General features: G+C 55.4%; 15 protein-coding genes. 11 read left to right on the top strand and 4 right to left on the bottom strand.

Features of this window, described 5'->3' with window-relative positions:
- Positions 1 to 126 precede the first annotated feature (126 nt).
- Positions 127 to 258: a hypothetical protein gene (locus tag ACEPPP_RS00320; protein WP_374089077.1), complete on the bottom strand. Its 132-nt coding sequence runs from the start codon at positions 256 to 258 to the stop codon at positions 127 to 129.
- Between the two features lie 432 nt (positions 259 to 690).
- Here ACEPPP_RS00320 and ACEPPP_RS00315 point away from each other — a divergent pair, with 432 nt between their 5' ends.
- Positions 691 to 1,137, top strand: a complete 447-nt coding sequence (locus tag ACEPPP_RS00315) for a CBS domain-containing protein (RefSeq protein WP_374089076.1) — start codon at positions 691 to 693, stop codon at positions 1,135 to 1,137.
- Between the two features lie 10 nt (positions 1,138 to 1,147).
- Here the strand turns inward: ACEPPP_RS00315 and ACEPPP_RS00310 are convergent, their stop codons facing one another.
- Complete coding sequence (locus tag ACEPPP_RS00310) at positions 1,148 to 2,878, bottom strand: PQQ-binding-like beta-propeller repeat protein (protein ID WP_374089075.1); 1,731 nt, start codon at positions 2,876 to 2,878, stop codon at positions 1,148 to 1,150.
- A gap of 294 nt (positions 2,879 to 3,172) precedes the next feature.
- On the opposite strand from ACEPPP_RS00310, the gene ACEPPP_RS00305 reads away from it, so the two are divergent.
- From ACEPPP_RS00305 to ACEPPP_RS00290, 4 genes are all read left to right on the top strand, one after another.
- Positions 3,173 to 3,964, top strand: coding sequence for a GNAT family N-acetyltransferase (locus ACEPPP_RS00305; protein WP_374089074.1), 792 nt, complete (start codon positions 3,173 to 3,175; stop codon positions 3,962 to 3,964).
- A complete protein-coding gene (locus tag ACEPPP_RS00300) occupies positions 3,936 to 4,724 on the top strand; it encodes a lysophospholipid acyltransferase family protein (protein ID WP_374089073.1) in 789 nt (262 codons plus the stop codon). Before ACEPPP_RS00305 ends, ACEPPP_RS00300 begins: the two co-directional genes overlap by 29 nt.
- A 160-nt stretch (positions 4,725 to 4,884) precedes the next feature.
- Complete coding sequence (locus ACEPPP_RS00295; RefSeq protein WP_374089072.1) at positions 4,885 to 5,901, top strand: M14 family zinc carboxypeptidase; 1,017 nt, start codon at positions 4,885 to 4,887, stop codon at positions 5,899 to 5,901.
- A complete protein-coding gene (locus tag ACEPPP_RS00290; protein WP_374089071.1) occupies positions 5,894 to 6,664 on the top strand; it encodes an alpha/beta fold hydrolase in 771 nt (256 codons plus the stop codon). Before ACEPPP_RS00295 ends, ACEPPP_RS00290 begins: the two co-directional genes overlap by 8 nt.
- A gap of 83 nt (positions 6,665 to 6,747) precedes the next feature.
- On the opposite strand, the gene ACEPPP_RS00285 is transcribed toward ACEPPP_RS00290, so the two are convergent.
- Together ACEPPP_RS00285 and recJ are read right to left on the bottom strand one after the other, a co-directional pair.
- Positions 6,748 to 8,835, bottom strand: coding sequence for a spermidine synthase (locus tag ACEPPP_RS00285; protein ID WP_374089070.1), 2,088 nt, complete (start codon positions 8,833 to 8,835; stop codon positions 6,748 to 6,750).
- Positions 8,836 to 8,962: 127 nt separating this feature from the next.
- Positions 8,963 to 10,705 carry a single-stranded-DNA-specific exonuclease RecJ gene (recJ, locus tag ACEPPP_RS00280; protein ID WP_374089069.1) on the bottom strand — a complete coding sequence of 581 codons (1,743 nt, stop codon included), beginning with the start codon at positions 10,703 to 10,705 and terminating at the stop codon, positions 8,963 to 8,965.
- Between the two features lie 212 nt (positions 10,706 to 10,917).
- On the opposite strand from recJ, the gene ACEPPP_RS00275 reads away from it, so the two are divergent.
- Genes ACEPPP_RS00275 through ACEPPP_RS00250 form a run of 6 tightly spaced genes read left to right on the top strand, consistent with a single transcriptional unit; the run spans position 10,918 to position 17,047 of the window.
- Entirely contained in the window at positions 10,918 to 12,351 is a 1,434-nt protein-coding gene (locus tag ACEPPP_RS00275; protein ID WP_374089068.1) for a UbiA family prenyltransferase, read from the top strand.
- Complete coding sequence (locus ACEPPP_RS00270) at positions 12,345 to 13,643, top strand: FAD-dependent oxidoreductase (protein ID WP_374089067.1); 1,299 nt, start codon at positions 12,345 to 12,347, stop codon at positions 13,641 to 13,643. The genes ACEPPP_RS00275 and ACEPPP_RS00270 overlap by 7 nt, the downstream gene beginning before the upstream one ends.
- A 2-nt stretch (positions 13,644 to 13,645) precedes the next feature.
- Positions 13,646 to 14,401 (top strand): SDR family NAD(P)-dependent oxidoreductase, encoded by a 756-nt coding sequence (locus ACEPPP_RS00265; RefSeq protein WP_374089066.1) that lies wholly within the window; start codon positions 13,646 to 13,648, stop codon positions 14,399 to 14,401.
- A 14-nt stretch (positions 14,402 to 14,415) separates the two neighbouring features.
- Positions 14,416 to 15,360, top strand: a complete 945-nt coding sequence (locus tag ACEPPP_RS00260; protein ID WP_374089065.1) for an NAD-dependent epimerase/dehydratase family protein — start codon at positions 14,416 to 14,418, stop codon at positions 15,358 to 15,360.
- Between the two features lie 2 nt (positions 15,361 to 15,362).
- Entirely contained in the window at positions 15,363 to 16,649 is a 1,287-nt protein-coding gene (locus tag ACEPPP_RS00255; protein ID WP_374089064.1) for an NAD(P)/FAD-dependent oxidoreductase, read from the top strand.
- Positions 16,646 to 17,047, top strand: coding sequence for a GtrA family protein (locus ACEPPP_RS00250; RefSeq protein WP_374089063.1), 402 nt, complete (start codon positions 16,646 to 16,648; stop codon positions 17,045 to 17,047). Before ACEPPP_RS00255 ends, ACEPPP_RS00250 begins: the two co-directional genes overlap by 4 nt.
- Positions 17,048 to 17,076 lie beyond the last annotated feature (29 nt).

Here is a 17,076-nt window from a genome sequence, read left to right as displayed (position 1 = left end):
AAGAGAGGCTGTATTGGGAAACAGCGGCGAATGAATGGGGCTTCCCTCCTCTCCAATCTCAACGAAGTTTGGCGAGGAGAGTTGAAATAATAGATCATAAAAGCAACATTTTCGATAATGAATATGTCACCGCTGCCGGTCGCGCTCTTGTTGCGGGCGGTAGCGGGCCGCTGACATGCTTTTTTGACGATTCGCCAGTTCGCGCCGATGCACTTCGATCAGCATCAATAACACGCAGGAAAATATAAAAGCCGCCATGATAGTCTCCTTAATACGTTAAAAGGAAAACGCCAAGCATGTTTGCTTGACGCCAGTTATCTAGCATTTGTCATGCCATTTCTTCATTTGCTATGCTGATTCACAGCATCAAATAGCAAAAACTTCAAACCAATTGTACGCCGCCGATCTCCTTGGCACCAAAGCAGTGCGTTCTATGACAAAACTTGAATCATCGTAGTGCTTCCCTTACAGATAGAGGCTCACTGCGGCCCACCTAAAATCGCCGGCTCTGAAATACTTACCTTTTTAGTCACCTACCGCTTCAGAATAGTTCAGTTTCGAAAGTTTATCTTGACAACCAACCATTACACTGATAGATGCCAGTTTTGATTTGTGCTATGGATCGCAATTTGAATCAAATCCGCCGTGCACGGTCCTACTTGCCGTAATTCTATGAAATAAGGACGCGACATGACTCTCAAAACCCTATGCAATCGTGAAGTGTTGGTTGCCGCCAAAGACGACAGCATTCTCGAAGCCGCCAAACTGATGCGCGAATATCACGCGGGCGATGTGATCATCGTGGAAGAACGCAACGGCGCGCGCTACCCGGTCGGCATCGTGACGGACAGAGACATTGTGATCGAATTGATCGCCAAGGAGATCGCGATCGACTCGGTCACGGTGGGCGATCTGATGTGCCGCGAGCTGGTGCTCGCGCGCGAAGAAGACAGCCTATTCGACGCGATCAAACTGATGCGTCAAAAAGGTATACGGAGACTGCCGGTGGTCGATCTACACGGCGCGCTGGCCGGTATCATCACCGCGGATGATCTGATCGAGTTGACCACCGAACAGTTGCGAGACATTGCCGGATTGATCGGCAGAGAGCAGGCACTGGAAAAGCAAATCCGTTAACTGTCGCCCGCTAGGGCATTACCTCGATTTTAAAGCCTTCCAGGATGGCTTGGTGGGTGGCTGGCAGGCTTGAAGCCGCGTAGAGCGAGTCATGATCGATCACCGGCGCGGACAACGGCCGGCCGGTGCCCTGCATCAACGTCTTGGCCAGCAACTTGCCGTCCCTGACGCGAATGCCGTAAAGCGTTCCCTGCATGCCGATATCGATGATCCAGACCGCCTCATCGCCGCCCTGGCCAAGCTTCGAAAGCACCGGCAGCGAGGGATGGGAGCGGAAGGCTTGTTTCGCTTCGGCGCTGGCGGGATCGGGATATTGCCAGAAACGTCTGAATTTCGGCGCGCCGTTTTCGAGCACGATCTTCAACGCGACCAAACCGGCCGGATGGGTGTGGTCCGGCACAAAGGTCGGAATCATCACGACCGGTTCACCCTCCACATAACTCAACGCCGGCTGCGTCACGATCATGCCCGCCCATGACATCTTGCAGGGATCTTCCGCCGTGCCGCAGATTTCGGCGATTTGCAGACGATCAAATTGCGTGCCCAGATGCTCCGCATCCAGTAAGGATACGGAGCCGTCCTTGCCCGCCTGAACCAGCACCGAGCGGCCGTCCCGCAAGGCCGCCATGACCGGAGCATTCGCGCCGAGATCATAATCCATCCAGGCCAGGCATTCCGCATAGCTTTTATTATCGCAATCCCCGTTTGCGGGCTTCAAAGGCGCATTGTGTTCCGCCAGCCGCGGAATGAACAAATTCTTGCAGGACGCCATGCAGGCCTTGTCCGGATTGACCGGATCGAAAGCAGCACAAAGCGCTGCATCGCAGCCGGGATCGAATTCGAGTCCGGGTTTCAGCCGCATCAGCGTATTCGCATAATCGTGCCGGGATAAATCCACCTGACCATTGCCGGTCGGCACGAAGATTTGATAACTGTCGCCCGCTGGGTAAATCTGCGGACCCGGTGGCGTCCAGATGCCGCCGCCGCAGATCATTTCCTGGGTGCCGTACTCTACCGTGACCGGACATTCGGCTTCCGGCGTCGTCAACAATGTCGATCTAACCGCCTGTTTTGCGCCGCGTTGCCGCCAGGCATCCAGATCGATTTCAAACAGCCAGCCGTGAAAAGGCTGGGTATCGCCGGCATTGCCGAAAGAAGCGTAAACGCTGCCGAGGCCGCCGCCTTTATTGGCCGCATGCTGCAAGGCCGCGTGCGAATAGGCGGTCTGAGGATTGAATTTGACAAGGGACCGGCCGTCGGCCGACGGCTTTTCGGCATCGACCTCCAGTACCGGAAATGCCGGATCCAGCCTCTTGTTCGCCATGTCGATCACCGCGAGGCGATGGCTCACGCGCACGCCATGATCGAGGCATTGATAGACGATAATCAGCTTATCCCCGACAAGCACCGGAGTCGATACCAGTTCAACCGGCTGTCCTTCAGGCGCCGGCGCCTTCAGTTTCCAATCCAGCGCGCCGGTTTCGGCATCCAGCATCGCGATGATGCCGTCGGAAGACGTAACGACGATCAAGCGTTGATCTTGACCTTGATACAGCAAGGGGGATGCGATGAGGGTCTGATCGAAGGTGACCGGCGGAAGACCGGGAGCCGGGAACAAGGAAGTCAGGACGACCTGTTCGGGTTCGTGCTCAGTCGCAAACCCCGGTATTTGATAGTTCGACAAGAACAGACCCGCGGTGATAATCAGGGCGGCCTGCACATAAACCGGCGTAAATCTCATGAAGGCGTTGAGGCAATGATGTTAAGTCGCCGTGATGTCAAGCGGCAACGGTTATGGAATGTTCAAGAATGCAATTCGAAATTTTAAAAAACGAAAATGACAACAGGATGTCACTCGTTTTACAAAACGATGAAAAATACCGACTCGGATTGATTTGCCTTAACGGCTTAATTTCCACCTCCACCATGTCATCAAAACGTCACCCGTTTGTCATCGAGCGTTAACGCACCCGTCGCGGAACTGACATCTTGCTCCCGTAATTTATCGGCATCCTTTATCAACCAAGAGCAGCCGATGAAAAACCTCAATCCGGAGACCAACCAGCCAGCCGCCAAACGCTTCAGCAGCTTTGTCGCGGATTCGGAAGCGATGATAAAAGCCGCGCAAGAACTCCGCTACCGGGTCTTCGCCCGGGAAATGGGCGCCAAACTGAAATCTGCCTCCGAAGAGTTGGATTATGACGAAATCGATGCGTATTGCGATCACTTGATCGTCTATGACAATCTGAAGCAAAAAATCGCCGGCTACACGCGCCTGTTGAATCATGAACAGGCCAAGGTACTCGGCCGCTTTTATTCCGAGGCGGAATTCGATCTGAGTAAGATCATGGCCCTGCCCGGCCGTTTTCTCGAAATCGGCCGCACCTGCGTCGACCCCGACTACCGCGGCGGCGCGGTATTGACGACCCTGTGGTCGGCGCTCGCGCAATACGCGATCGAAGGCGGTTATCAGTATCTGCTGGGCTGTGCGAGCATCACGCCGGGCCCGAGCGGTTATGCGGTCGACGCGATTTTTCGCCATATCGACGACAAAAACATCGCGCCGCTGGCCTTGAGAACCACGCCGACGATCAAGGTGCCCGAGCATTTGCGCTGCCAACGCGACGAGTCCGGCATTCCGCCGCTGTTGAAGGCTTATTTGCGTTTCGGCGCGCTGGTGTGCGGCGAACCGTTCTGGGACGAAGACTTCAACTGCATCGACCTCTTGATGCTGATGCCGCTCGAACAATTGGAACAGCGTTACAGCAAGCACTACCTGAAAGACGGTCAAGTTGCCAATGAAAGCGAAAATTCGGCAGTACTCTAGAGCATTTCGCCTGGCCCTGTTGTTCTTGGGGGGATTTTTGATTGCCGGGGGACTTTTCCCGGCAATCCGTTGGGTGCTGCCGACTATCAGGGCCAAGCATCTCAGGGACCAGATCAAAATACGCTGGCTGCGCTCTTTTAGCCGCACCCTGAATCTGAAGGTGATCAAGCAAGGCCATGTCGCCCGGCGCCCGGCCTTCATCGTCAGCAACCACGTGTCCTGGCTGGACATCATCGTCCTGGGCCAGTTTGCGCCGGGCTGTTTCGCCGCGAAAAGCGACATTGCCGGGTGGCCGCTGATCGGATACTTGTCGCGTCAGGCCGGCACCGTTTTTATCCGCCGTGGCGATAAGAAGCAGATCCTGCAAACCACCGAATCGATGGCCTGGCAATTGCGCCAGAACGGCAATATCCTGGTGTTTCCGGAAGGAACGACCACAGACGGCAGCGAAGTGCTCGATTTCCACGCCTCGCTGTTCCAGCCTGCCCTGTTGACCCAGGCCGCAATTCAACCGGCGGCGATTCGTTATTTGCATGCAGCGAAGGAAACCGCGCCCTTCATCGCCGATGACGAATTTCTCGCGCATTTGTTCAAGATGCTGGCGCTCGAAACGATCGAAGTCAGGCTCGACTTTCTGCCGGTAATCGACAGCGAAGGCAAAACCCGCAACGCGGTCAGCGGCGAAACCAAAGGCCTGATCGAAACCGCCTTGGCATCTCCCGAACCCTTGAGGCGGCCCTGGCGTGCGCAAATATTGTGACCGCCTTGCCCTCCCTCGGCAAGAAAATCACCCAAGCAAAAGACGCCCCAGCCTGTTGTCAGTGCGGATAAAGTTTGAGTAAAATCGCCTTGACCGGCGCCGCGCCAGCCCTGCCGGTCAACGCGGTTACGCTCAATTCACCACGGGAATAACCTTCATCATGGCAGATATTCACTTACCGGAACTCGACCAGCTCGAGCGCATCATCGAACAATTCGGCAGCCGCGCGCAGTGCGAAATCATCGCGCGCATTCCGTACAAGCAGCACCAATTCCCGATCCATTGCATCACGCTTGGTTCAAATCAGCCCGAGGCGCCGACACTGGCGTTTTTCGGCGGCGTGCACGGCCTCGAAAAAATCGGCTCGGAAGTGATTCTGTCGTTGATGAGGACAATCAGCCGCCTGCTCGACTGGGATGAAGAATTTGCCTCCCGGCTGCAAAAATCGCGGCTGATCTTCATGCCGCTGGTCAATCCGGTCGGAGTCTATGTCGGCACACGCGCGAACGGCAACGGCGTCGATCTGATGCGCAATTCGCCGGTCGACAGCGACGGCGCCACCAAGCTCTATTGCGGGCATCGCATCAGCCCCCGCCTGCCCTGGTACCGCGGCAGCGAACACGAAATGGAACAGGAAGCGCAGGCGCTGTGTCGTGTCGTCGAAAAACATCTCTTCGGTTCGCGCTTGTCGATTGCGGTGGATCTTCACTCCGGTTTCGGCATCCGCGACCGCCTGTGGTTTCCCTATGCCTCGCGCAAGACGCCGTTCAGCCATCTGGCCGAAATGATGGCGTTGAAGGAAAACTTCGACCGCTGCTACCCCTATCATATCTACAAGATCGAACCGACCTGCACCGAATACCTGATCAACGGCGATTTATGGGATTATCTGTTCGATCAATTCGTCGAGCAAGCCCCGGAAGAGCGCCTGTTCCTGCCGCTGACGCTCGAAATGGGTTCCTGGCTCTGGCTGCGCAAGAGTCCTTTGCATCTTTTTTCACGCCATGGGCTGTTTCATCCGATCCTGCCGCACCGCCAGCAACGCATCTACCGGCGGCACTTTTTGCTGTTCGACTTCCTGCACCGCAGCCTGCTCTATCCGTCGGCCTGGACACAGTTGACCGAGCCGCAAAAACAACTGAATATGCAAAGAGCGCAGGAGCTCTGGTATGACTGAACAACATTTTGTTTTACTGCGCGGATTGACCCGCGAATCCGCGCACTGGGGCGATTTCGTGCCGCAGTTGCAAGCCGCGTTTCCGCATGCGAAACTGACCCTGCTCGACCTGCCCGGCGCAGGTCCTTATTTTCAAGAGACCTCGCCGAACTCGGTCAAAGGCATCCTGGAGAGCGTCCGCATGCAAGCGCTCGAAAAAGGCGCGCTCGGCAAATCCGCAACGCTGATTGCGATCTCCTTGGGCGGCATGGTCGGCTGGGAATGGCTGCTGAGGTATCCTAAGGATTTCAGCAGCGCGGTGTTGATCAATACCAGTCTGGGCGGCCTCAGCCCCTTTTATCGGCGCCTGCGCTGGCAATGCTACGGCCAATTGTTTGCCGCGGCCGGGAATCGGGCTATCGAAGCGCGGGAACCGGCACTGCTCAAACTGCTGAGCAATCGCGAAGACAATTATCGACAAACCGCCAACGACTGGATAGCGATTCAGAAAGCGCGCCCGGTCAGCGGCAAAAACGCCTACCGCCAACTCTATGCGGCAGCCACCTATCGACCCGGTGGCGCCAAACCCAAACCGCCGGTTCTCTTATTGAACAGCCTCGGCGATAAGCTGGTTTCGCCGCATTGCTCCACAGCGATAGCGCAAAAATGGCAGCTGGAACTCCACACCCATCCCTGGGGCGGGCATGACTTGACGCTCGATGCGAGCGAATGGGTCGTGGCGGAGGTAGGCGACTGGCTCAAGAAAACACAGGCGGCAGGATAACGGCGTTTCGTAACCTCCACCCCCGCCCTGGATCGGCGCCGTCCATAACCCAGTCTCAACGGTTTTATCGCCCTGGCCATTCCTTATTTCAAAATCTGAAACAGATTGCTGTAGTCATCGGTCCACAATGGCACCGCCGTGCGGTATCCTGCCATCCTATCGGCATGATCCCTGATCGCGGGTACATCCAGCACGGCCGTATCGCGCGCCATGAGCAGCCAATCGGTCGGGTAGCCGCCCTTCGCATCGCCCGGATAACTGACGCTGGCGATGCTCAAACCATGGAATTTCGCCAGCTGCCAAACGACGGGACGCAGATCGAGATGCAGGTTCGAAACATGAACCGCAATCATGCCGTCCGGCGCGAGATGCTTCAGATACAAATCGAAGGCTTCCCGGGTCAATAAATGCACGGGTATCGCATCGCTGCTGAAAGTATCCAGGACAAGCACATCGAAATGTTGCGGCTTGCCGCTCGCCAGTTCGCGCTCCAGCGAGATGCGCGCATCGCCGAATACGATTGTGACCTTTGCCTTGCAATGTTTCAAGTAAGTAAAATAATCGCCCTTGCCTTCGGCCAGCGCGATCACGCTCGGATTGATTTCATACAGGCGGTATTCGTCGCCGGCTTGTGCATAGGATGCAAGCGTCCCTACGCCGAGTCCGAACAATCCGACCTTCATGCCCCTGCCATGCCGCGGGTGATTCAACAAGGCCAGCCCGCCGCCGCTTTCGCGCGCATAATAAGTGGTCGGCAGATTGCGCAGGGCAGGATTGATGAATTGCATGCCATGCACCGTGGTGCCGTGCGACATCTGATAGGCCGGCTCCCTCGTGTTCAAGGGCACAACTTCCCCCACCCGGATCACGCCAAAGAAATTTCTCTCGGCAAACAGGGCCCCGGAAAATCTGCCGAAAAGGCTCATCGAGGCCGTGAACAACAGAAATACGGTCAACATGAATCGCGCCCATTCGGCATGATTTTCCGTACGCGACGGTTGCAATACCCTGAGCCATACCGCCAATGCCAACGCCAAGGCGACCACAAACTCCCAATAGCCGTTGAACAGCAAGGGAGCGATCAGGCTGGCGAAGATACCGCCCAGGGCGCCGCCAATCGAGATCATCAAATAAAACGCGGTCAAATGCCTTGCCTCGGGGCGAAGCCGGTACAACTCGCCATGGCACAGCATACAGGCTGAAAACAGATAACAGCAATAAGTGAAGATTTGCACGAAGACATGCAAAGACTTCATCTGAAACAACACATAGATCAGCAAGCCGACCGACAGCGCAAACAGCAGCAGATAGCGTTTGCGGCCATACCCCGCATCGCCCGAAAAGGTCAGGATAAAGGAAAGCAGATACAGCGTCAGCGGCAAAATCCACAGAAACGGGATCACCGCCACTTCCTGCGAGATTTGATTCGTGGTCGACAGCAGCAACAAAGACGCGGAGCCGCTGAGCGCAATCCATAACGCTTTTGTGGCCGTTGCCGGCGGCGAACTACCCGAGTCTCCCTTTGACCCCGATTGAACCGGCGGCTTGCTTCCTGCATTCCGAATCGCGATAAAAACGACCAGCAGGCTAAAGACGATGAATCCGATTGACCAGGTCCAGCCCTGGTGTTTGAGCGATTGGTAGGGTTCGACCAAGGTCGGGTAGGTCAGCAATCCCAACAGCGAACCGGTGTTGGAAAGCGCGTACAAACGCGCATAGGATCGTCCCGGAAAGAGGCGGCTGAACCAGGCCTGCATCAGGGGGCCATTGGCCGCCAGAATGAAATAAGGCAGCGCGACCGTAATCAGCAGCAGGATAAAAATTTCGGAAATCGGCGAAGCCGCCGCCAACGGCTTCATGCTGGCCGGCGGCGTGACCGGTGAAGTCCAGAGCCAGCCCAGCCCGAGCGACAATGCGACCGCCGCAACCGCTAACAGGCTATGCGTGAGACTTTGGTGTGGAATCTTGACTCTGTCGACTAACCAGTAGGCATAGGCATAGCCGCCGGTGAGCAGCACCTGAAAGAACAGCATGACCGTTGTCCAGACCGCCGGGGAGCCGCCAAACCAGGGCAAAATGACCTTGGCGATGATCGGCTGGATCTGAAATAGCAGAAATGCCGAAAGAAAAATGCTGGCGGCAAAGATGAACCTGAGAATATGATCTTTCATGACAAGGCAGCCGGCTCCAGATGTTAATTACAGAAACAACCCTCTTGTCAATAATAGCCGACTTTTTCTCGCCTTTTTTGCCCGCTTTCCGCGCGGCTCACTCGACTGCGCGGGCAAACCAATCTATTTAAGCCGTTTTTTCAAGATACTGCACGATCAACTGCACACTGCGGTTGCCCCTGAATTCGTTGATGTCCAGTTTATACGCCGCCCGGCAGGCGCGAAGACCGAGCCATTTTTCGGGATGATCGATAAAGAAGGCGATCGCGTCGATCAAGAAACCGCCGCTATTTCTGAGCACCAGTTTCAGATGTTTCTGGCCGACGATGCTGGCCTGCACGACCTCGAACTCGCCGTGAAAAATCGGTTCCGGAAAGCCCTGCCCCCAGGTCGCGGCATTTTGCAGGAGCTCGGCGAATTCGACGGTCATTTCCTTTTCGCCGAGTTCGCCGTCCGAAAGCACTTTTTGCTCCAGATCGACGGCGTCCAGGCGCTTTCGCACCATTTCGTCGAATGCCAAAGCGAAAGGCGGATAATCGTGCATCGCGATGCTCATGCCGGCCGCCATCGCGTGGCCGCCGAACTTGCTGAGCAGGTTCGGATGCGCGGCGGCGATGTCGCTGAGCACGTCGCGAATATGAATGCCCGGAATCGAGCGGGCCGAGCCCTTGATCTGGTCCTTGCCCGCCGGCGCGAACGCGATCACCGGGCGATGCAGGCGGTCCTTGATCCTTGACGCCAGAATGCCGATCACGCCCTGATGCCAGTTCTGATCGAACAGGCAGACGCCGGCCGGCAGACGGCTTTCGTCGAGTGCGCGCATTTCATTCAGCAGCGACATCGCCTCGTGTTTCATCTGGCCTTCGATTTCCTTACGGCCGTTGTTCAGATCATCGAGTTGCTGGGCAATCTGCCTGGCCTCTTCGGGATCGTCGCTGAGCAGGCATTGAATGCCCAGCGACATATCGTCCAGACGGCCCGCCGCGTTCAGCCGCGGCCCCAGCGCAAAACCGAGGTCGGAGGCGCTCAGCGTGGCCGCTTTGCGGCCCGCCACTTCGATCAGCGCGTGGATGCCGGGATGCGCCTTGCCCATCCGGATTCTGAGCAAGCCCTGATGCACCAGCGTGCGGTTGATGCGGTCGAGCTCGACCACGTCGGCGACCGTGCCGAGCGCTACGTAGTCGAGCAACTGGCCGAGATTCGGATCGGGCAAGCCCTTGGCCTGAAACCAGCCGGTCTCCCGGAGCCGGCTTCTGAGCGCCAACAGGCAATAAAACATCACGCCGACGCCGGCCAATGCGCCGCTCGGGAATTTGTCGTCGGGCAGGTTAGGATTCACGATCGCATCGGCGGCCGGCAGTTGCTCGCCCGGCAAATGGTGATCGGTCACCAACACCTTGATGCCGGCCTGTTTGGCGACATTGACGCCTTCGAGGCTGGAAATGCCGTTATCGACCGTGATGATCAGATCCGGATTTTCGAGTTTGACCAGTTCGACGATTTCAGGCGTCAGACCGTAGCCGTACTCGAAGCGATTCGGCACCACAAAACTGACGCGTTTGGCGCCGAACAATTGCAGTCCCTTGATCGCAACCGCGCAACTGGTCGCGCCGTCGGCGTCGAAATCGGCGACGATCACGATTTTTTGCTGCTGTTCCAACGCGGTGATCAGCTGCGTAACCAGCTTTTCGATGCCGGCCAGGAGCCACGGCGACGGCAACTTGGCCAGGGAGCGGTCCAGATCATCCGGTGACATCACGCCACGGGCCAAAAAAATGCGTTCGAGCAAAGGGTGCAGACCTTCGACAGGCAGATGTTTTTGCGTCAACGGACGGTTGATGATGGTTTTCTTGATGCCTTGATGGTACATGCGTTTTGGGGGCGTGGCGGCTTTAATGAAGTGATACGGGACCGCCATTATAGCGTTAAATAATCGTGCCGATGCTTCCGGGTTATGCTTATGGTCAAAACAGCCAACCCACATTATGGCGAAACCCGTCAGGAATGATGACTTGAATCAATAGCCTGCAAACCGATAAAATGATAAAGTGGAATAGTATCGCTAATGTGAGTGGAATTTTTTTGAGTATTCATCCCCTTGTAGTTGATCTAGATGGAACGCTGATTCGCACAGACATGCTCCACGAGTCGGCATTGAAAGTCTTGCGTGATGGACCATGTAATATATTGCGAATTCCCTTTTGGTTAGCGCGGGGAAAGGCCGCGCTCAAGCGGCGTTTGGCTGACCGAACCCTCTTCGACCCCGCTTCCCTGCCCTATAATCACGAGTTACTGGACTGGCTAAAACAGCAACGGACTCAGGGTCGAAAGTTAATCCTGTGTACGGCTAGCGATCTTTCCATCGCAACCGCAATATCCGATCATCTCGGCGTTTTTGACGAAGTGATGGCGAGTAACGGGATAAACAACCTAGCCGGAAAACACAAAGCAGAGGCGCTTGAACAGCGTTTTGGGCCTGCCGGTTTCGATTATGCGGGCAATTCGCGTGCCGATCTGCCAGTTTGGCAAAGCGCTCGCCGGGCCATCATCGTTAATGCGTCAACCGACTTGATCCAAAAAGCGAAGGCTTTTTGCGAGGTTGAACAAATATTTCCCTCCCCCTCTATCAACTTAAATAGTCTGCGGCGGGTGCTACGTGCGCACCAATGGCTGAAGAACTTACTGCTGTTTGTCCCGCTATTTGCGGCGCATCAGTTCACAAACCTGGGCGCTTGGCCGGCCCTCATTCTGGCTTTTTTCTCGTTTAGCCTGTGCGCCTCGTCAGTTTATATCGTCAATGACTTGCTCGATCTGGAGAGCGACCGGCTGCATCCGCGCAAATGCAATAGACCCTTTGCCTCGGGTGTGGTCCCGGTATGGATGGGCGTGGCCCTGGCGCCTCTTTTACTGCTGGTTAGTCTTGGTTTAGGTCAACAAGCCGGCGGTACCTTTTTACCCTGGCTGGAATTTTATTTCGTGCTGACCTGCGCTTACTCCTTTGGGCTCAAAAGGCTGATATTGCTGGACTGCCTGACCCTCGCGATGCTTTATACTTTGCGCATCATCTCAGGCGCTTCCGCTGCCGGCCTAGGGCTGTCCTATTGGCTGCTTGCGTTTTCCGTTTTCATGTTTTTGTCGTTAGCCTTCGTCAAACGCTATGCGGAATTGGAGGTACAGTTGCTAAATGGAAAGCAACAGGCGCATGGGCGCGGCTATTACACATCAGACGCCCCCCTGGTGCAAACGCTGGGCATCACTTCAGGATATGCGGCCGTCCTCGTTCTGGCGCTTTATCTCAATAGCGAAGCCGTCGTAAAGCTTTATCGGACCCCCGAATGCATATGGGGGGCGGTACCCGTGATGCTGTTCTGGATCAGTTGGATGTGGATGCAAGCCCACCGGGGCAACATGCATGATGACCCCTTGGTCTTTGCCGTTAAAGACAAAGCCAGCCTACTGTCGGGTATCGCGTTTGCGGGGGTCTTGGCGATTGGCACGATGGGTTGGCCATGGTAGCGGTTTCATCGTGGGGAAGGCAGGGGCGTTGGGAACACGAAGTCAGGCATCTGACCGACCGACATCAGGTAGCTGATCAGCTGAAAAACAGCCGCCCCGGTCTCGCCTATGGCATGGGGCGCAGCTATGGCGACGCCTGTCTGAATCCGGACGGGGTGTTGTGGAAGACGACCGGGCTGGATCGCTTCATTAGCCTTGACGAAAACCTGGGGCGGCTTGTTTGTGAAGCCGGCGTCCTCCTGCGCGACATCCAGCGGCTCATGATTCCGCGCGGATGGATCCTTCCTGTCACCCCCGGTACGCAACTGATTACCGTGGGCGGCGCCATTGCCAACGATGTCCATGGCAAGAATCATCATGTATCTGGCTCCTTTGGCAACCATGTGCAAAGGATTAAGCTCACGCGTACCGACGGCACGACCATCGAATGCGGCCCTGACTTAAGGATGGACTGGTTTGCCGCCACAGTCGGCGGGCTAGGCCTCACCGGGGTCATTACCGAGACAGAAATTCAATTACGCCGGGTAGCCGGCCCCTGGCTAACCACCGAGACCGTACCTTATGACAACTTGGATCAATTTTTCCGTTTAGCCGACGATTCCGAAGCCGATTGGGAGCATACCGTTTCATGGATCGATTGCCTGGCCGGGGAAGAAGGACGTGGGCTCTTCATGCGCGGCAATCCGACCGATATTGCCCCATATTCCGAACCTCACGGACGGAAATTGACAATGCCTTTCGCACCTCCCATATCCATTGTTAACAGGTTGACGCTGCGACCGTTAAACCTGGCGTATTACAACCTCAACAAATGGAAAGCCGGCAGCCGCATTGTCCATTACGCGCCTTTCTTTTACCCGCTCGACAACCTGCAAGACTGGAACCGGATGTACGGACCGAAAGGCTTCTTCCAGTATCAGAGCGTCATACCGCGCAAAGTGGGGCATGATGCGGTGCGGGCCATGCTGCGTGAAATCGCTAAATCGGGTGAGGGATCGTTCCTGGCCGTATTGAAGACCTTCGGCGACCGCCAATCCTTAGGGATGATGAGCTTCCCGCAGCCTGGCGTGACCCTGGCTCTGGACTTCCCCAATAGAGGGGAGCGGACGCTGAAGCTCTTTGCGCGTCTGGACGTCATCGTGCGCGAGGCCGGCGGACGCATTTATCTCGCCAAAGATGCGCGCATGCCTCGCGATCTTTTCGAGGCAGGCTATCCAAACCTTTCCAAATTTCTGCAATACCGTGACCCCGGCATCAGTTCGGCGCTGTCGCGGCGACTCATGGGACATTAATCGTGTCAAGCATCAAAAAAAGAATCGTCATCATCGGCGCAACCTCATCTATCGCCGAGCATTGCGCACGCTTATGGGTCAAGGATGCCGGTGTCGATCTGACGCTGGTCGGCCGTGATCAGGACAAAACTGAACGCATCGCGGCCGACCTTCGGGTGCGCAGCCCGCAATCCATTATTCGGGCACGTGAAGCGGACTTCGTTGATCCCGTCGCCATTCATCATTTGGTCACTGACATCGTCACGGGTGAATCAACCGATATCGTACTGATCGCGCACGGTTTTTTGCCTGACCAAGCGGTATGCCAGCGAGACCTTAGTGCCTGCCATGATGCCCTGACAGTGAACAGCATCTCTCCTGCGCTGTTTGCGGAAGCATTCGCAGGCCCTATGCAGAAAGCCAATCGGGGGACTTTGGCGATAATCGGTTCGGTGGCTGGAGACCGAGGGAGGAAGTCGAATTATGTCTATGGCGCCGCCAAGGGATTCGTTGCTCGCTATGCCCAGGGACTTCAACATCGTCTGGCAGGATCGGGCGTTAAGGTGGTTTTGATCAAGCCGGGGCCGACAGATACGCCGATGACAGAACATCTAAAGCAGCAAGGGAAGCCTCTCGCCAGTGTCACCGAGGTAGCGCAGTCAATCGTCGATGGCATAAATCAAGGTAAGCCGGTTATTTATGCGCCGGCTAAATGGGCCTTGATCATGATGATCATTCGACATCTGCCCCGATTTGTTTTCAACCGAATGGATATATAAATACCAAGCCGCCAATGAACCCAACTAATCAAAAAATCATCCTACCCGGCGGAGCCGGTCTTGTTGGACAGAACCTCGTCGCCCGACTTAAGGCAAAGGGATACAACGATATCGTCGTTCTCGACAAGCATCGTGCCAATTTGGCTGTTCTGAAACAGGTTCAGCCGGATATCACCGCGGAGTATGCAGACTTGTCCGAACCCGGTGCATGGCAGCACTATTTCGTGAATGCCGAGGTCGTCGTGATGTTGCAGGCCCAGATCGGCGGCAATGAGTATCAAGACTTCGTCCATAACAACCTGGATTCCACCCGTCTTATTCTTGATGCCATCAAGGCTAACAAGGTGCCCTACCTCGTTCACATCAGTTCCTCGGTTGTGGAATCGGTCGCGGATGATTTCTATACCAACACCAAGAAGGATCAGGAGCGCATGGTGCTGGAAAGCGGAATCCCCTGTCCGATATTGCGCCCGACCTTGATGTTCGGCTGGTTTGACCGCAAGCACTTGGGCTGGCTCTCTCGCTTTATGAAAAAAGTGCCGGTTTTCCCCATTCCCGGACACGGCCGCTACATGCGCCAGCCTCTATATGTGGGCGACTTCTGCAATATCATTATCCGTTGCATAGAAAACCGCATTCCCGATGGCATTTATAATATTTCCGGCCATGAAAAGGTCGACTACATTGACCTCATACGCGAAATCAAGCGCGCGACAGGCGCAAAAACCCTGATTACCAAGATTCCCTATCGTTTGTTTTATAGCTTGCTGTGGATCTGGGGGCTGTTTGATAAGCATCCTCCCTTCACGACCCAGCAACTGGCCGCGCTGATCGCGAAAGATGAATTTGAAGTGATCGATTGGCCCGGTATTTTTGGCGTACCCTACACACCTTTTAACCAAGCCATCGATGAAACCTTTAACGATCCCGCTTACAGCAAAGTGGTATTGGAGTTCTAAAGATGAAGCAACGCATTGCCGTGCTGGGCGCAGGGCCAATGGGACTGGCGGTAGCCTATCAATTGGCGCGTGACGGGCATCAGCCGATCGTCTTCGAAACCGATGACAGAGTGGGCGGCATGACCGCCGCATTCGATTTCTCCGGCTTGACGATTGAACGCTATTATCATTTCCATTGTATCTCCGATCATGCCTTCCTGAAGATTTTGGAGGAGCTGGGTATTGCCGACAAGATGCGCTGGGTAGAAACGAAGATGGGCTACTGGTACCAGGATCGACTGCAACCTTGGGGAAATCCCGTGGCCCTCCTGAAGTTCCGAGGACTAAGCCTGGTGGCAAAATTCCGCTACGGTCTCCATGCTTTTCTGTCCACCCAGCGCAACGACTGGAAACCTCTGGATCCTATCGAAGCCACAAATTGGATTAAACGCTGGGTGGGCGCTGAGGCGTATGAAGTCCTGTGGCGCAGGTTGTTCGACTACAAGTTTTACGATTACGCGAATAACCTGTCGGCGGCCTGGATTTGGAGCCGAATTCGCCGAATCGGCCGATCGCGCTACAACCTATTCCGCGAAAAGCTGGGTTACCTGGAGGGCGGGTCGGAAACCTTATTGCAAGCCATGCGCGCGGCTATCGAAGCGCACGGCGGCCAGATTCGCCTCAAATCGCCTGCCAGTCAAGTGATTATCGAAGAGGGGAAAGTGCGAGGCTTAGAGGTGGCTGGCCAAACCGAAATTTTCGACAAGGTGATCAGCACCATTCCCCTGCCTTATGTGCCCCGACTGATACCCGATTTGCCGCCCGATATTTTGGAGCGCTTCCAGGCCGTCAAGAATATCGCGGTTGTCTGTGTGATCGTCAAACTCCGCAAGGCCGTGACCGAAAACTTCTGGCTGAATATCAATGACCCTGAAATGGATATTCCGGGCTTGGTGGAATACACTAATTTGCGGCGCCTGGATAGACACATCGTGTATGTTCCGTTCTACATGCCGGGTGAACATCCGAAATTTGCCGAACCGGATCAAGCCTTCCACGATAAGGTACGCCGTTATTTGAAAAAAATTAATCCGGGGCTAATCGACGAGGATTTCATCGCCCTGCACTCCAGCCGTTACCGTTACGCACAACCGATTTGCGATCCGGGTTATTTGGATAGACTGCCTCCGGCCGCACTGCCGGTAAAAGGCCTATGGGTGGCCGATACGTCTTATTATTACCCGGAAGATAGAGGCATCTCCGAGAGCATTGATTTTGGCAGAAGCCTAGCGAGGCAAGCGACGGCGTGATCGGGTTGTTTATATCGAAGCAGTTTCTGGCTTTTTTGCTGACCGGGGGGACGGCCGCGGCCGTCAACTTTAGTGCCAGAATTTTTTACAACCAGTGGCTGGACTTTTCCTCCGCCGTGATTTGCGCCTATCTCACCGGGATGATTACCGCCTTTTTGCTGGCCAAGCTGTTTGTATTCAAGGATAGCCGGCAGTCAATACACCGTTCTGCTGTGTTTTTTGTCCTGGTCAATGGGGTTGCGATCCTGCAAACCTGGGCCATCAGCATGGCGTTGGCCTATTATCTTTTGCCATCGCTGGGGGTCACCTTATTCGTACCCGAAATCTCTCATGCTGTCGGCGTAGCGTTTCCAGTCTTCACCAGCTACATCGGACACAAACGCTGGTCATTTCGCTAACTGGGGTTACTCTAAAAATTTTGATTCGT

Origin of the sequence: Methylomicrobium lacus (assembly GCF_041897535.1) — a bacterium.
GTDB lineage: Bacteria > Pseudomonadota > Gammaproteobacteria > Methylococcales > Methylomonadaceae > Methylomicrobium > Methylomicrobium lacus_A.
This window is presented reverse-complemented; position numbering and strand designations above follow the sequence as displayed.